Here is a 17805-nt window from a genome sequence, read left to right as displayed (position 1 = left end):
AACTAAATCTGGCGTAATTCATACAAAATCAAGCAAATAGATATTAAAACATCCACTTAAAGCTTATTAAGTGCCGGCAGAGTAATGATCAAGCTACGAGATTAATTAAGCAGGTTTAAGAGGCAAAGGATATTTTTATCCTTTGCAAAAGGTGTACAGATACTGAGCGGACTTTCACTGATGTTTAAGCGTTACGCGCCGTTTTCGGCCTTGATATTATGCTCGATCAGTCGGAAATTCACCATGAAATCGGTTGGGAAATAAAAAGGCATTAATGCCTGCAATGGAGCTATAAGAACTAAAGTTTATTAAAAAATTCACCAAAATGCCAGAGGATTCCGGAAGGGTCATGTAAAAAACATTCCCTACCCCATTGCTCTACACGGATTGGGGTTAATCTTACTCCGGCATATTTTGCAGGCAGATCAAGAGCCAGCAACTCATCCCAGTAGCGGGCAACATCATCAACCTCCAAAAACAGCATGGTATTATCTATCCAATCTTTAACATATGCGTTTTGAAGATAAAATGCCAGCTGACCTGTCTTGAACACCGACATATTAGGATCCAACACAACCTCCTCAAAACCCAGTTCACGATAAAAACTGCGAGAGGTTTCAAAATCTTTTGCACCGATGAACGGCCTGAGCGATATAGCTTTGTGTTGCATATTTGTGGCTTTAGATTTCGACCTGCAATCTACGTAAACATAACGCAGATTGCAGGTTAATTAGATACCAAGATACTTCATGGCCGTTGATTTTCAAATAACTAATTAATTCGCTTTTAATGTCAATTTTTTTGCTGAGATAGAAAAGTAACCAGTGAGGCAAATTCATCATATGATAATGCATTGGCAAGCCCTACAGGCATCATAGATGTTTTCAGTTCCTTCCTGGTAATCACATCGCTGGATTTAATGGTAAATACATCTCCGGTAATGTTTCTCATCACTATTTTTTGGGCAGACTCATCTGTAATAAATCCCATATAATTTTTATTTCCTTTAGCTGTGATCATCACCGTGGCAAATCCCTGCGAAATAGAAGCGCTGGGTTTTAGGATGGATTCGGCAATTTGCTGGCGGTTCATGATAGATCCTATCTGTCCCATAAACGGCCCTTTTAATTTTTCGCCACGGGTAAGGCTATGGCAGGCTACACAACCTTGCTGCATAAAGAGTGCCTTTCCTTTCTTTGGATCTCCTTTAACTTTGGCTAACATCAACATCACATCTTCAATAGATGAATTACCGATCTGCCCTTTTTTGTTCAGGATCTTTGACAAATCTACTTTAACCTCTTTTGTTGGAACACTTTTTTCTTCACCGCCAAAAGCTGTAATTCCCATTTGGTGGCGCTCATTCAGGTCGGCATAAAATTGTTTGCCCGCAGCGCCTGCTTTGCTTCGTTCAAGCGTCAGGAACTTCTCGATACGAGCCGAGCCTTCCCAGGTTATACCTTTGTAAATTGGGCCATGTGAATCGGGCCGGGTTCCCCACCACCAGGATGCATCATAAGGAGCTTCCTGCTTATAAAGGCGTGCCAGGGTTACCAATATTTGTTTCTTTGTTTTTACATCTTTGATTTTAGGGTAAGCAGCAATCAAACCATTTACCGCTTTAGTATCGTACATATACCGCAATGCCCATAATGCTAATGTCGAATTGGTAGTTCCAATTGCACCAACGCACGCATCAACCGCATTTATGCTTACAAGTGCTCTCACAGCCAGGTGGGGCAGTATTATGGCCGAATTGGGTGTGGCGTGCGGCCCTTCGGTATTTTTAGCGGGCGCTGCAAAACTTGCAGGAACTTGTGTTTTAAGTAATTCAGAAGCTGCCTCTAAACGGCCAAGACGACCCAAACCTATAATTGCCGCAGCCTTCACGCGCGGAGACGGATCTTTCAGCCCGTTCAAAAAGGGAGCTATTGGCACTTGTGCTATTCCTTCTTTCCTGTCTGTTAAGGCTCGTAATGCAAATTCCCTCAAAGCATTATCCTCCGTAAGTTGTACAAGGTTAGCTATTCCGCTCTCCCGGGCAATTTGTCCGTAAGTAAAAAGAGCAGCCACCCGTGCATATAAAGCAACACTTGCATCTGATGCTACGGCAAAAGCTGCCTTGCTGCTTTCGTCAGCCGGTCTTGTAATAAGTTCCTGTGAAGCATTTAATCTCGCCACTGCGCTTTCTGATTTTAACATATTGGCCAAATCAGCTACGGCCAGCGCTTTAACATCAGGAAATGCTTTATAGTTCCATCCATTAGGTATAGCCCTGATAACATAGCCCTTTGATGCACTGCCCGAATATCCCGCGCCATCCCAGGCTGAAAGATAAAGCCGCCCCGAACCATCAACATCTAGGTCAGTGATCTGAGGTAGTTCAATAAACGGTTCCTCAGTTTGTTTAAAACTGGCACCATCTGGTTTTATCCTATTAATATAAAGTTCGCTCCGTCCCCAGTCTGCCGTCATAGGTACATGGTTATATTTTTCGGGCCAGGTAGGTTCATCCATAAACAGCGAACCAGTCCCTGATCCGCCGCCCAAATCAACCAGGGCGGGCAGAATCTCATCTGTAAAATGCTGAAATAATAAGGGGTAACCATATTCTCCCGATTGAATATGATGCGAAAAACGGATGTTCCAGCCGCCGCCATCATTGGTATTGTCTCGGGTAAATACATTCATGTACGGATCTATGGCAACATCATAAATATTGCGGGTACCATGAGTATAAACCTCCATTTCTTTGCCATTAGGCCTTACCCTTATAATGCCGCCGCCAAGCATGGTCAGTTTTTTACCATCGCGGTCGGTAGCATCATGAAAGCCGAAATCGCCAACAGCTATGTAGATCCATCCATCAATCCCCATACGGATGCCATTAGTAGCATGGTCTGTTCCGCGTTCAACCAGCATGTGAGCATTACTCAGGTGCTCGACGAGTGGTTTTGGCGGCCCGTCGGCTATGCCATCATGATCTTTATCTTCAAAAACTTCAAGGATCATACCGGTCGCCTTAAGAGTTTCTTTTGAAAAAACTGTATGGAGCACAAAAACCTGGTCGCCCATGATGAGTATACCGCGCGGGTCATCAACATCAGCAAAATCTGTATGCTTATCTAATTTACCATCATTATCGCTATCGATAAGTTTAATTATCCGCCCTTTCCCGGGATCTTTACCCAGCGAACCAATCATATCAACGCCAACAAACACCTCGCCTGTGGCAGCCACAGCTAAACAAGCCGGACTTGGTGTAAGCTCAGGTCCGGCAAACCTGGTGATTGTAAAGCCGGCTGGCCAATGGAGCGAATCGCTCTTAGAATGACTTTGTCCTCGTATTGAAGCCAAAGTATTTGATTTAGTGGGTCCCGCTTCGTTACTGTGGATATTTGCAAAATATTTGAACGTCAAAATGAAAGAGAAACAGAGGAATAGGGTTAAGGAAAACTTTAACATTGTTATTTTTTAATTATACAGGTAAAAGGCAGTCAAATTAGTCTTTTTATTTTATTTATTGTTTAGGAATCCGTTTCTCAGCGGTCAACTGCTTAATTACGTCGGCTAATTTCTGAGGATCATGCGCGTATTTTTCAAGATTAACAATTTCAACTTTCCTAAACTCAACTGGATGGCTTTCGCTTTGCAGGGAAATTGTACCGCTTTTTAACAACGCACCTTCCTCTGCGCTGCCAACGGGATCTAATTGCGGACGCTGATAACTTAACACTTCTTCTCCGTTTACATAATGTACCACCAGCGAATCGCCTAAAACAAGGGCCTCCACCCTAACCCACTGATCGCCATGAAAGGTTTCGGATTTTGAATCCAGACAATGACTTTTAACAACCGAGTTATTTAAAACGTACTGTGTACCGGGGGTGCACACGTTGGCGGTCGGCCGTTTATCTTTACCGTTGCCGCCCAATAACTGAACCTCAATGGATATTGGAAAATCCTGGTCTACCTTCATAGTTTTAGGATCTTGCCCGTGTATCATAATTCCGCTGTTGCGGAACGCCCATGCTGGGCCACCTTTTACCTGGTTACCTGTGAAACGATACTCCACACCTATAAGATAATAAGAAAAAGGCTTTTTGTAAAACAAATGCCCAAACTGGTCATCAAATTTTTCATATTGATCATAATTTACCTGGATCTTATGATCAACAACCCTGAAGGTGTTACCAAAATTTTCATTTAATTGATGTTTCCTGATTTTAACAGTCCAATCCGTTAAATCCTTTCCGTTAAAAAGCTGTTCCCACTTAACTTTCAACTTTGGGTCTGGGCTTTTCAACGCCAGCAATATGGGCAGGCTTATTAAAAATAAAACATTCAATATTGAAAAAGTGAGTCCACGCTTTATCATGACATATTTTTTTATTATCTAACTATTAGTTTATTGCCCGAAAAATAAAAAAGCAGATTGCTATATAGGTTTAACCGGCTGCTGATCAAAAATGCAATAATAGAATTAGAAAAAAAGGGGGTAAAGCCCTAAATTTAAGGGGGTAAAATAAATTGCATGTAAAAATCAAGATACAGAAACCTATCTGGTAGTATAGAAGCAATTAGCTTATAGACATATACTCAAAACAGCACCCTGAACACTACCCCTGCCCTTGCTTTGTAACATTATCACTTGGATTAAAAAACAAGACACTTTTGTAAATCATTTTGATATTTTTACTTACCAATTATTAACTAATAATTTATAATGCATAGTAGGATAAATAACGTCTTAAATCCGAAAATATACTTTAGTTTCCTGTTCCTTTTCGTTTACCTAAATGTTTTTGGTTTCACAGCCGGGCAGCCCGTGCGGTATCTTGGTATCGAAAACGGACTATCTAATAATGCGGTTACATCTCTCTACCAGGATCAATATGGTTTTATGTGGATGGGTACTTATGATGGCTTAAACCGGTATGACAGTGATGAATTTAAAGTCTACAGAAACGAGTGGAACAACAACAAATCCCTCCCATACAATCATATAAGTGCCTTAAATGGTGTTGGTAACAAAATATTGATAGGCACACAACGCGGGCTTGTTTTTTATAATTACCCCAACTCTTATTTCTATCCGGAATATTTCCGGGAGCACAACAGCGGGCACCGGTTAAAAATAGCTTCAAATATCAATGTTATTGTAACCGGTAAGGACAGTAGCATATATATAGGATCCGATGAGCTGGGATTATTGAGATATGATAAAACCAGGAAACTTTACCTGCAAACGGGCCTTACCAACCAATATAATTATAGTGTAAAAGCATTATGCCTCACCCGGGCAGGAGTTTGGGTATTTGTAAAAAACCGCGGACTGGGTTTATACGATCCAAAATCTGATCGTATAAATATCATCAATACTCAACTTTACAGTGCCAGTTGCCTGCTTTCAGATAAAGCGGGTAACCTTTGGATAGGCACCGAAAACGGCTTGTTTATATTTAACAGTAAAACACTAGCTATCAAGAGGTTTAACCAGGCTATTGATAAACTTACAAGCGATAACATATCCAATTTAACTCTCGACGAAAAAGGTAATATCTGGATAGCTACCGACGGTGGCGGCATCAATATTTTAAATACAGATAGTGGCAAACTCACTTTTATTACCAATGGTAACAAAGCAGGTTCATTGCGCAGCGGGGCTGTTACCGCGGTTTATCATGACAGGGAATCAAGAAAGTGGATAGCAACCCTGCGCGGCGGGGTTAGCGTGGTGGACAATTTTAAAAAGTCATTTGCACTTTTTAACAATGATCCCTTCAACAAAAACAGCGTGATCAACAATTTTATCCTTTCATTTTGTGAAGATGAAAAGCATAACCTATGGATAGGCACAGATGGCGGCGGGCTTTCTTACTGGGACATAAAAAATAATTTATACACCGGTTATACTCATGCATCAACCGGTGGGGGCCTGAGTACCGATTTTATCGTGAGCATACTTAAAACCTTCGATAATAAAATATGGGTGGCTTCTTTCAACGGTGGTATTGACCAGTTTAGCAAAGCTACCGGCAAATTCAAGCATTACAACTGCTATAATACATTAACTCAAACAACCGATAGAAACCTATGGAAACTTTTTGAAGATTCCAGGCACCATTTATGGGCAGGTACTACCAGGGGCGGCCCATTGTATCTTTATAACCGAAAAAATGACCGCTTTGAACTATTTGATGAAAACCTCGTTAACATACATGCTATATTTGAAGACAGTAATGGAAACTTGTGGGCAGGCAATTACACCCGGCTCATTAAAATAGATACCGTTAAGAAGGCTCATCATTTTTTTAATGTGGGTTATGGCATCAGAACCATAGCGGCTGATAATTCAAATCATTTATGGGTTGGAACTGAGGGTGGTGGATTGTTAAAATTCAACCTTCCTGATATGGTCCGTGTGAGGTATACCAAGGCCAATGGTTTGCCGGGTAATTCCATCCTTAATATCCTTATCGACAATAAAGAAAACCTATGGTGCAGTACTTACAATGGTTTAAGCAGGTTTTCCCCGGCAAAAAATAAGTTTACAAATTATATTGTTTCTGACGGTTTGCAAAGCCTCCAATTTAATTACAACGCGGCTATCCGGCTTCAATCGGGCAATATGGCCTTTGGAGGGATTAATGGATTTAACATTTTTAATCCCGACAGCATACAGGTAGCAGACCATAGGCCCGATCTTCGCATTACCGGCTTGAAAATTGACAATTCAGAAACCGATGGCTCCAGCGAATTGCTCAAAAATCAATCTGTAGCGGATCTTAAAACAATCCGGCTTAATTATGAACAGGCTGCGCTTACCGTTCATTACACGGCGCTCGAATATTCGTTTCCGGATAAAATTGAATACGCTTATTATCTTGAGGGATGGGACCATGGGTGGAACTATGTGGGCAAGACCAAATCTGCATATTACACTCATTTAAATGAAGGCAATTACAGGCTAAGGATCAAAGCTACAGACACCCGGGGAAACTGGATGCCGAAACAGATCAGTGTTAAAGTTATTGTGTTTCCGCCATGGTACAGAACGTTGTGGGCCTACGGGGTATACCTGGTTATTATCTTTGGGATAATATACCTTTATTTCTTATATCGGGTAAAGCAGGCAAAGCTTAAATTTGAAATTAACCTGGCTAACTTAAAGGTTGAAAAGGAAAAAGAACTGAATGAAAAGAAGCTCGCTTTTTTTACCAATGTTTCGCACGAGTTCAGAACGCCGCTTACGCTGATCATTAATCCTATCAAAGATCTGCTGGACAAAAATAAAAGCCATTCGGACGAGCTAAATACGGTATATAGGAATGCCCGCCGCTTATTAGGATTAGTAGATCACCTCCTGTTGTTTCGCAAAACTGAAAGCGAAAACGCGCAGTTAAATATAAGTGAGGTAAATTTTGTACGGGTATGCGAAGAGGTATTTTCGTGCTTTGCACATCAGGCTAAAATCAAAAACCTCAATTTTACCATTGAAACAACCAGCAGGAATATTACGGTATTTGCCGATGTCGAAAAAATAGAGATCTCATTGTTTAACCTTATTTCGAACGCAGTTAAGTTCACACCTGATCATGGCACCATCAAGATTTTTGTAGATGAAGATGACACACATGTTTACTTTAAAATAACAGATAATGGCATTGGTATCAATACCGACACCGGCGATAAACTGTTTGATAAATTCTACCAGGTAAAGGATAATAATTACTTTAAAAAGGGTTTCGGTATCGGTTTGTACCTGGTTAAAGTATTTATTGATTACCATAAGGGCACAATAAATTATTTAAATAATAAAAATGGCGGAACAACCTTTACCTTAAAGCTATCAAAAGGAATAAAACACTTCTCGGCAGAGGAGATAAATATTGTAACAGCTCCTGACTATAATTTTGTAAATGACCTTATAGATCATGACAGTAAAGACCTGATTGAAGAAAATAGTGAATTGCAGAAGCTTGAACTATTTAGCCAGGAAAAGCATACCCTCGTTGTTATTGACGATAATGAACAGATAAGGACATATATAAAAAAAATATTTTTTGCCGACTATTTAGTTCTTGAAGCAAAAGATGGAGCAACCGGTCTTGAACTGATTAAAAAATACATACCAGATCTGATCATCAGCGATATTGTAATGGACGGAATAAACGGGTTGGATTTATGTAAAATGATTATGGAAGATGCGGCGATAAAGCATATCCCGGTTATTTTGCTCACCGGCGATACCACACCCGATATTATGGTTAAAAGCCTTGAACAAGGCGCAATAGACTTTTTGCGAAAACCATTTGATAAAGAATTGCTCACAGCAAGGGTTAAAAGTGTATTGAGGAATAAAACCAAACTTCAGCAATATTTTTATAAGGAGGTTACGAAGGAAAACATAGCCATTAATATTTCGCGGGAAAATAAAGACCTGCTCAACAACTGTATTGCTGTTATTGAGCAAAATTTCAACAGCGACAATTTTGATGTTTATGCCCTTGCCGATGCAGTCGGCATTAGTTATCCAACATTATTTAAAAGGATCAAAAGCACTACCGGTCAGTCTATCAACAACTTTATCAGGTTTGTTCGCCTGCGTAAAGCCGCCGAGCTCCTGATCCAAACCAATTGTAATATTAATGAGGCGGCAATACAGGTAGGTATCAGCGATATCAAATATTTCAGGGAACAATTTCACAAACAATTCGGCGTCAATCCATCAGAATTTATCAGAAAACACCGGGCAAATTTCCAGGTTTCCTATCGGTTAAACGAGTTTGAAAAACCTCCCGTAAATTAAATATCAACGGTACAAAGTTGGGAAGAAGAAACATCAGGCTGTCTTAAAAAAGAAGAACAACCTTGAACATAATTTCCCCCCCCTTTAATTTATGGTTTTATCCCTCCTTTATGCGTTAAACTATGCCTTATTTTGCTTCGGACGAAATCAATAAGATCATTTAAGATTTAAACTTATTTCATTTATGATTACTAAAATAATTACTGTCATACTGCTGATAGCAATTCCGGTTGTCGGTAAATGTCAGCAGGATACTGTGGGTGGCTATAAATTGGTTTGGGCAGATGAGTTTAACGAGTACGGCCCTCCCAGTCCGGATAACTGGGGGTTGGAATCGGGATTTGTACGCAATAACGAAGATCAATGGTATCAGGAACAAAACGCAATTTGCCGTGATGGTAAACTGATAATCGAAGCACGGAGGGTACATCTGACAAATCCTGGGTACGTACCTAACAGTACCAACTGGAAACAGAAAAGACAATTTATAAATTATACATCGTCAAGCATTAACACAAGGGGCAAGCACAGCTTCCGATACGGCCGGTTCATTATGCGCGGCCGTATAAGTACCGATGCCGGGCTATGGCCCGCTTTTTGGACCTTAGGTGTAGAAAAGCCCTGGCCTGCCAACGGAGAAATTGACATTATGGAATATTACCAGAATAAGCTTTTGGCTAATATTGCCTGCGGTACAGAGGTTCCTTATAAAGCTAAATGGTATAGCAATCGCAAAGCACTTGATACCTTTAAAGCCAACTGGAACAAAAAGTTCCATACCTGGCGTATGGACTGGGATCAAAACGCTATAAACTTATATGTAGATGATCTTTTACTTAACCATGTGGACCTGAAAGACCTGGTTAACCAGGACGGCACTCAATTTAATCCCTTTATGCAGCCTCATTATATATTGCTTAACCTTGCAATAGGTGGTGATAACGGTGGCGACCCATCTGCCACAAAATTCCCTAAACGGTTTGAAGTTGATTACGTTCGGGTGTATCAAAAAAATTAAACCGCCGGATCAATACATTTTGTTTGCTGCCTTTTAAAATTGTCATATATACATTATTCCTCACCAAAAACAGGGACATAAGACCGTTTTATTTTAAAAACATTGCATATAATGGATTTTATCCCCTTTTTTTTACAGCTTTACCCCCTTTTTTTCCAAAAAAATAGCGCTTAATTGTCGCTACCAATTAACATAGACTGTTTGTTATACCCTGCAAAAAAATTATACGGCCTTTTCGTACAGATTTTTTATTTGTTAAAAATTGCCTGCTGATGTTGTTCAATAATATAGCTTCTTAAGTTTTAAGAAACACCAGGCTATAATTATTAATGCAAGCTTAAAACGGGAAGCCATTGTTCTTTGAAATTACTGCCTGAATTGCATCCTAAATTTAAACTGTTGTTTTAACAATTATTCTATTAACTCATTTCATAACCTAACAAAAAATTATGACAAGACAGAAAAACTAAAAGGAAAACGGACCATGATCCATACGCATTAACTAATGCCAAGTTTTAAATTCTAATCACTCCCAATTATGCAATATTTTTTACCCGATAAAATATCTTTGAGAAGAAAATCCGGATCAGTAGTTTTATCACTGATCCTGCTGATAGCTATGCAAACAAGCAGCTATGCAGCTACTGCCTTTAACTCTTTCAGCGGAATAAAACTTAACCGATATACCGTCGCTGTACCTATTAAAGGTAAAGTAATTGACAAAACCACCGGCGAAACCATCATCGGCGCGTCTGTAAAAATCAAAGGAACCAGCACAGGTGCCGTTACCGATGTAAATGGTAGCTTCACGCTTAATGCCGATCCTAATGCTATATTGATAGTTAGCTATATAGGTTATGAACAGGCGGAGTTTCCTTTAAACGGACAAACTTCAGTAACCATCAGGTTGCAGGTGAACGCAAAAAACCTGAATGAAGTTATCGTTGTAGGTTACGGTACTCAAAAGAAAACATCCTCAACCGCAGCCGTATCAACCATTCAAACCACCGAAATTGCAAAAAAACCGGTGGTTAACTTAACCAACAGCCTTGTTGGTCGTGCCTCTGGCTTAATCATAACCCAGGGTAGCGGCGAACCAGGTTATGACGGTTCAAACATATTGATCAGGGGCATCGGATCAACCGGCGGCAGTTCTCCCCTGCTTATTGTTGATGGTGTGCCACGCGATTTCAGCCGTCTTGATCCTAATACTATCGAAAACGTATCGGTATTAAAAGATGCTGCTGCTGTTGCTCCATATGGTGTGGCGGGTGCAAATGGCGTAATACTGGTTACTACCAAAAAGGGTAAATCAGGCAAACCAACGCTAACTTATAACGGATACTATGGTATCCAAAACCCAACCAAGGTGCCCACATTTGTAGGCTCGTATGAGTATGCATTGCTGCGTAATGAGGCCAATGCCAATGATGGTCAGCCACCGGCATATACAGCAGATGATATTCAAAAATTCAAAGATCATTCAGATCCCGATGGGCACCCCGATGGACATCCTTTGCAGCAAATTATCCAGAAAAACCGTCCAATCACGTATCATAATGTGACACTTTCGGGAGGTACAGAAGACATCAAGTATTTCGCAGCCCTTGGATATACTCACCAGGCAGGTATGTGGAGCACAACCTATCTTGATAAATATAATGGTTCGTTAAACTTAACTGCAAACGCCACTAAAACCACAACGGTATCACTCTCTGTTAACAGTTATGTAGAAGATCAGCACTTTCCATCCCAAAGTGCTGCCACAATTATTGGGCAGGCTCAACGCCAGGCGCCGACAACGCCTATTTATTACAGTAACGGGTTATGGTCCGGCTATATCGGTCAGTCGCTTATAGGCGAAATTTATCACAGCGGTTATCAATTCAATGAAAATACCGCTGTATTATCACAGTTTACTGTGGATCAAAAATTACCGATTAAAGGGTTAAGCTTAAAAGGCGTAATCAGCTATGATAACGGGCCTGATCCGTTATTCACAGGAAATCAAACTTCGTTCCAGCGTATTTACACCACACCCATACCTTTCTATAACGTTGATGTAACTACTACTCCTTATACTTACAAACAAGGGATCCAGGGAAATTCAAAGGCGACCTTTGCGGAAAATTATAGTCAAAACCACACATTAACCATTCAGGGGTTACTATCTTATTCGGGTTCTTTCGGTAAAAGCGATATCACCGCTTTAGGCGTTTTTGAGAGCCGCCGCGTAAAGTATCAAACATTTGGGGCCACTAAATATAACTACAACCTTGATATTGATGAACTGGATTTTGGCGGTCCGGCAGCAGCGGATGCAACTAACTTCGGTCATTCTGAAGGCCAAAAACAAATTGGTTATGTGTACAGGATTGGCTACGCCTATGACAAGAAGTATCTGCTTGAAGCATCAGGAAGATATGACGGCAGCTATCTATTTGCCCCGGGCCAGAGATACGGCTTTTTCCCTGCTTTTTCTGCTGGTTGGCGACTATCTGAAGAAAAATTCATCAAAGATAATATCCTCTGGCTTGATAATTTAAAACTTCGGGCTTCTTGGGGAAAATCGGGAGCTTATCCGCGTGATGGTGGTGCTATACAAACATATCAGTATTTAAGCCCTTACAAACCTTACGCAAACTCGGCCGTTATTAACGGTAGTGCTACCCAGGGTATTTATGAATCTTTACAGGGCAATCCTGGAATTGGCTGGGAAAAAGCGACCAAAACCGATATTGGATTTGAAGCGACATTATGGAAGGGCCTATTAAGTATTGAGGCAGATTACTTTTATGAAAAAAGGGGGAATATGCTCGTGAAGGTTCAAAATACATTACCTGGTGAATATGGTCTGGGTTTAGGGCTTGTTAATGGCGGGATCATGAGCAATCACGGTATCGATCTTACACTACAAAGTTCTCATAGCTTTTCAAAAGACTTAAGGCTGGACGTTACGGGAACATTCACCTTTGCCAGAAATAAATTATTACAAACTTACGAAACAAGTGCTACAGCCGATAATCCCAACAGAAGAACCACCGGCCGGCCATTAAATACCATATTCGGGTACCAGGCCTTAGGTTATTTCAAAACAACTGATTTTAATGCTGACGGAACGCTAAAAGCCGGGTTGCCAGTTCCTTCTTTCGGGCCGGTTAAACCAGGTGACATCGAATACGCCGATTTAAGCGGTCCTAACGGCACGCCAGATGGTAAGATAGATGCCAATGACCAAACCGTAATAGGGCACCCTAATACCCCTGAAATCATCTATGGCTTAGAGCCCAGACTGACCTTCAAAAACTTCGATCTTGATGTTCTGTTCCAGGGTTCGGGAAACAGCAACATTGTTATCAGTAACTATTTCGCATTCCCTTTCAATGCATCTGGTTCGGCCTCTCAATTGGTGTATGATGATCATTGGACACCATCTACCCCTAATGCCTTATATCCAAGGGTTACCGGCACACCAACCTCAAATAATACACAAACCTCGTCCTGGTTCGTCAGAAATGACTCTTACATCCGCTTAAAAAGCTTTGAACTTGGTTATACGCTGTCAAACAAACTATTAAAAAACAAGGTCCAATCCATAAGGATCTATGTTGCAGGGCAAAACGTCATTAACCATTTACCTCATGTAAAGGAAATTATTGACCCGGAAAATAGCGGCAATAACACCAACTACTATCAGCAGCGTGTATTTTCATTAGGTTTAAATGCCACATTTTAACTAAAAATAAGAAAGCGATGAAACAGATTTTTATAAAATACCGAGAACTTTTTTTACTTGCTTTGCTTGTTGTAAGTATTAGTGGATGTAAAAAAGATGATTCTTTGAATGTCATTAACAAAGGATTTCTTACTGACGTAGCAACATTTAGTTCTCAAAACAACGCAGACCTCTTTATAAATGACATTTATAATCAAATCCCGGATGTCAATAACGATTACCAGTTAACCGAACAATATGCTGATAACAGCTTTTGTGGAGCGGCCTGGGAAAACGGTCAGGCAACTGTAAGGGCAGGTTCAATTGGGCCAAGTAATGTACCTACCGGCCCTGGCGGTATGTGGTCATGGGAAGGTAACTATACCAAAATACGAAAATGTAATGTATTTCTGCAGCAGGCAGCCTTAAATAAAGCCAAGTATACCGACGACTGGTATAAGCAACGCGTTGCCGAGGTTACGTTTCTAAGAGCTTATTTCTACTCACTATTGTTCACAGCTTATGGCGGGGTGCCTATTATTACTGTCCCGCTTGATAACCGGAACGGAACTGATATTTTTACTGCCCGTGGTACTATTGATGAAACAGTCGCTTTTATTGAAGCTGATTGCGATGCCGCGGCCGCTGTTTTACCCACAAAAGCAGCACAAACCGGGAGAGCCACAAAAGGCGCTGCACTAACACTTAAAGGCTGGGTAGAGCTTTTTGCAGCCAGCCCGCTGGTAAACACGGCCAATGACGCGGGAAAATGGAGTAAAGCAGCAGCTACCAACAAATCGGTGATGGATATGGGTACTTATAGCCTGTTCAACACTTCGGCTACTTCTTATGCCGATCAGTTTCTATCGGCAAACAACTGGAATGTTGAAACGATATTTGCTCGCGGCTACGCTACCGGACCAGCAAAGGGCAGTCACCGGGAAGGTTACCTGGGCCCGGTGTATGTAAACGGTGTTCAGCAGTCATGGGGAAACCTTGCTCCAACACAGGGCCTGATTGATGATTACTCGATGGATAATGGCTTGCCTATTACAGATGCGGCTTCAGGTTATAATCCTCAAGCCCCTTACACGCATCGTGAGCAACGTTTCTATCAGTCAATCTTATATGATGGTGCAACATGGCAGGGAGACATAATAAAAACGCGAATAGGTGGCAGTAACCAGATAGACCTTGGCTCGTCAAGTGATATTACCAATACCGGTTATTATGCCCGCAAAACACTGGATGAAAGCATCACCGGGCAAACCAGTATCAACCTGGCGCCGAGCTTTGCCAATTACATTATTTTCCGTTACGCGGAAGTGCTGTTAAGCTATGCTGAAGCGCAAAATGAAGCGGTCGGGCCGGATGCATCGGTTTATGACGCGGTTAATAAAGTAAGGGCGAGATCTGCATTGCCTGCTGTAAAAGCGGGCTTAACAAAGGATCAAATGCGTGCATATATTCGTCGCGAACGCCGCATTGAGCTCGCATTTGAGGATAAGCGATGGTTTGATATTCGCAGATGGCTGATAACTACCGGCACAAACGGTGTGCTTACCACGCCGGAATATGGTATGAAGATCGAAGCCGGCGGCTCAGGACTAACGTATACCCCGGTCAAGATATTCACCAATACCTTCTTCGAGCGGCAAAACTGGATGCCAATTCCGCAAGCGGAAATTGACAAGAATAAAAAACTGGTACAAAACCCAGGATACTAAAAGATTAATACCTTGATTTTACATAACCCCGGGGCAAATGTCCAGGGGTTATGTATTTAAAGACAACTCTCACCGATTAATATTTTTTAGCTTTAAGCTTTGTGCATTCTGTTTTTAGCTTTTGTATATTAAACGCCTTTTAAAATATTCATGAATAATAAACCTGATAGTCACCGTCCTGCAAAAAATCGCAAAGTTGTAATTGTTGGTTCGATTGTTTTGGTCATAACCGTTTTGGTAGTTTATTCAATATGGCATTTCTCTGAAAACAAACAGGATAATGCCGGTACAGATCTACGTACCGATTACCCGATGGCAACCCTTCAAAGCATTGCCAGGGGTAAGATATTATCACAACAATATTGCCGCTCGTGCCATATGCTGCCCGAACCAGCCTTGCTTAGCAGGTTTAAATGGAAAAATGTATTTCCGCAAATGGGTTTACGTATGGGCATTAAAGCCCACAGAGGTGAGTCATACGTAGGGACAATTAAGGGCGACGATTTGATTGTGCCCGACAAGCCCGCATTAAATGAGGAACAATGGCAGGATATTATCGATTATTACATGAACACCGCCCCTATCGCCTTACCTGCACAAAACAGGCCCATGGCTATTAAACGGGAACTCCCCTTTTTTAACATCCAAAAATCACAGCAATCATTTGACGGCAAACAAGTGCTGGGCTGCTATGTAAGAATTGACAACAGTGTTAAGCCCGCTCGTGTTTTTGTTGCCAACGGGCAAACAAAAAAGCTTTATCTTTTATCAGGTCAATTAAATATCATCGATTCGGTATCAACAACCGGCCCTGTGGTTGATATGCTTTTCGACCATGGCAATACCATGATCTGCACCATAGGCAATGAATTAGGTGCCAACAGCGATAAACTGGGGACTATAACCCCATTAACCATTTCCGCCGAAGGCAAAATGCAATTAGCATCTCAGCCTGTATTCAATAAGCTTGGTCGCCCGGTTCAAATACTGGCGGCCGATTTAAATAATGACAACAAAACCGACTATGTTATTTGTGAATTTGGGAGTATAACCGGTGAGCTTTGCTGGATGGAGAATTTGGGTAACGGCGCTTTCACCAAACACTTGATAAGTAATTTACCCGGAGCTATAAAAGCGTATATCGATTACCAGGACAACAAGTTGCCCGGCTTATATGTGCTTTTTGCACAGGGCGAAGAAGGCATTTTTCATTTCGAAAACAAAGGGAGCGGCAAATTTGATTCAAAGGAAATTTTAAGGTTCCCGCCGATTTATGGGTCGTCCTACTTTGAAATGGTTGACATGAACCATGACGGCTATAAAGACATAGTTTACACTTGCGGCGATAATGGGAATGCAACGCTCGTATTAAAACCATACCATGGTGTCTACATTTTTTTGAACGATGGGAAAGGCAATTACAAACAGCGGTATTTTTATCCCATAAACGGCTGCTATAAAGCCATCGCTAAAGATTTTGATGGTGACGGAAATATTGATCTTGCAACAATCAGCCTTTTTACCGATGCAAAGCAACCCGAAGAAGGTTTTATATATTTAAAGAACACCGGTAACTTAAACTTTGTACCATATGCTTTTCCGGCCGATACAAAGTTTGAACGCGCGGTAACTCTCGACGCCGGTGATATAAACGGTGATGGAAAACCCGACCTGCTTATCGGAAATGCTTTTTTTGATTTTGGCCCCTTCAGCTATAATATCAAAGAGCCGCTTTTCTACATTTTGAAAAACGCTTCTAAGTGAAAGCAGCAACTAAATTAATTTTCAATGCAAATGATCAGGGTTATTTGAGGGAATTATAGCTGTTTTTCAAACACCATATATATATCATTAGTACCCACATATGTAAAGCCTAACCTTTTACAAATATTTACTGCTTTGATGTTGTCAGCATTCACCTCGGTGCGGCATTTTTCAAATCCCTTCATTGTTAAATCTTTTAACGCAAATTCAACAAGCCTTCGGCCATAACCCATCCGTTTTGTAGAAGGATCAATGATCAGCATGGAGATAAACCCAACTTTATTCTCATAATCATTGGCATAATAAGCCAAAAAACCCTGTAAAGCATCCTGTGCCATAATAGTTATGATACATGCTTTTTCAATTAACTTATCAATATAACCATCCAAATCGCCTACTTCAAACAACCCGCTTTCATCGTTGATCATCAGGTTCATTAAATCATAAATTTTCGACTTTAGGTAAGTTCCCTGTTCAATCATGATTGGTATAAAATTTATTTTACTTAATTAAAATCGGTTATATCAGCCAGGTTGGCGACAAGTAACAGAGCAGATTAATACATATTAACCCTTTATCGAAAATCAAATAATGCCGATATAAAAGTGACTGATATTTAGATTACAGAACCAATTTATAGGTATGTTTTTAAAGAAACAACAAGAGTAAAATAATGGTATTAAATTGTATATGACTGCACATAAGGTTTACACCATTTGTAAATCGTTTTTTAAAGTTCTATCAATAGTCCTTTATGATGCGAATTAAT

At 40.8% G+C, this 17805-nt stretch carries 9 protein-coding genes; 5 read left to right on the top strand and 4 right to left on the bottom strand.

The annotated features are described in order from the left end of the window. Positions 1-298: 298 nt before the first annotated feature. The 3 genes from BLP33_RS08955 to BLP33_RS08945 all read right to left on the bottom strand — a co-directional run bounded on the left by BLP33_RS08955 (position 299) and on the right by BLP33_RS08945 (position 4378). Positions 299-670, bottom strand: a complete 372-nt coding sequence (locus BLP33_RS08955) for a VOC family protein (RefSeq protein WP_090526703.1) — start codon at positions 668-670, stop codon at positions 299-301. 122 nt (positions 671-792) lie between these two features. Then, a complete protein-coding gene (locus BLP33_RS08950) occupies positions 793-3357 on the bottom strand; it encodes a DUF7133 domain-containing protein (RefSeq protein ID WP_217633148.1) in 2565 nt (854 codons plus the stop codon). Between the two features lie 163 nt (positions 3358-3520). Further along, a complete protein-coding gene (locus tag BLP33_RS08945) occupies positions 3521-4378 on the bottom strand; it encodes a 3-keto-disaccharide hydrolase (RefSeq protein ID WP_090526700.1) in 858 nt (285 codons plus the stop codon). Between the two features lie 348 nt (positions 4379-4726). Between BLP33_RS08945 and BLP33_RS08940 the strand changes: the two genes are divergently transcribed. From BLP33_RS08940 to BLP33_RS08920, 5 genes are all read left to right on the top strand, one after another. Beyond that, positions 4727-8812 (top strand): hybrid sensor histidine kinase/response regulator transcription factor, encoded by a 4086-nt coding sequence (locus tag BLP33_RS08940; RefSeq protein WP_090526698.1) that lies wholly within the window; start codon positions 4727-4729, stop codon positions 8810-8812. 184 nt (positions 8813-8996) lie between these two features. After that, positions 8997-9830, top strand: coding sequence for a glycoside hydrolase family 16 protein (locus BLP33_RS08935; RefSeq protein ID WP_090526696.1), 834 nt, complete (start codon positions 8997-8999; stop codon positions 9828-9830). A 568-nt stretch (positions 9831-10398) separates the two neighbouring features. Beyond that, positions 10399-13566, top strand: coding sequence for a SusC/RagA family TonB-linked outer membrane protein (locus tag BLP33_RS08930; protein WP_217633147.1), 3168 nt, complete (start codon positions 10399-10401; stop codon positions 13564-13566). 17 nt (positions 13567-13583) lie between these two features. After that, complete coding sequence (locus BLP33_RS08925; protein ID WP_090526694.1) at positions 13584-15272, top strand: RagB/SusD family nutrient uptake outer membrane protein; 1689 nt, start codon at positions 13584-13586, stop codon at positions 15270-15272. A gap of 150 nt (positions 15273-15422) precedes the next feature. Continuing rightward, positions 15423-17036, top strand: a complete 1614-nt coding sequence (locus BLP33_RS08920; protein ID WP_090526692.1) for an FG-GAP repeat domain-containing protein — start codon at positions 15423-15425, stop codon at positions 17034-17036. A 53-nt stretch (positions 17037-17089) separates the two neighbouring features. On the opposite strand, the gene BLP33_RS08915 is transcribed toward BLP33_RS08920, so the two are convergent. Then, a complete protein-coding gene (locus tag BLP33_RS08915; RefSeq protein WP_090526690.1) occupies positions 17090-17518 on the bottom strand; it encodes a GNAT family N-acetyltransferase in 429 nt (142 codons plus the stop codon). Positions 17519-17805 lie beyond the last annotated feature (287 nt).

This window comes from Mucilaginibacter sp. NFR10, from assembly GCF_900100445.1.
In the GTDB taxonomy this organism is placed as follows: domain Bacteria; phylum Bacteroidota; class Bacteroidia; order Sphingobacteriales; family Sphingobacteriaceae; genus Mucilaginibacter; species Mucilaginibacter rubeus.
This window is presented reverse-complemented; position numbering and strand designations above follow the sequence as displayed.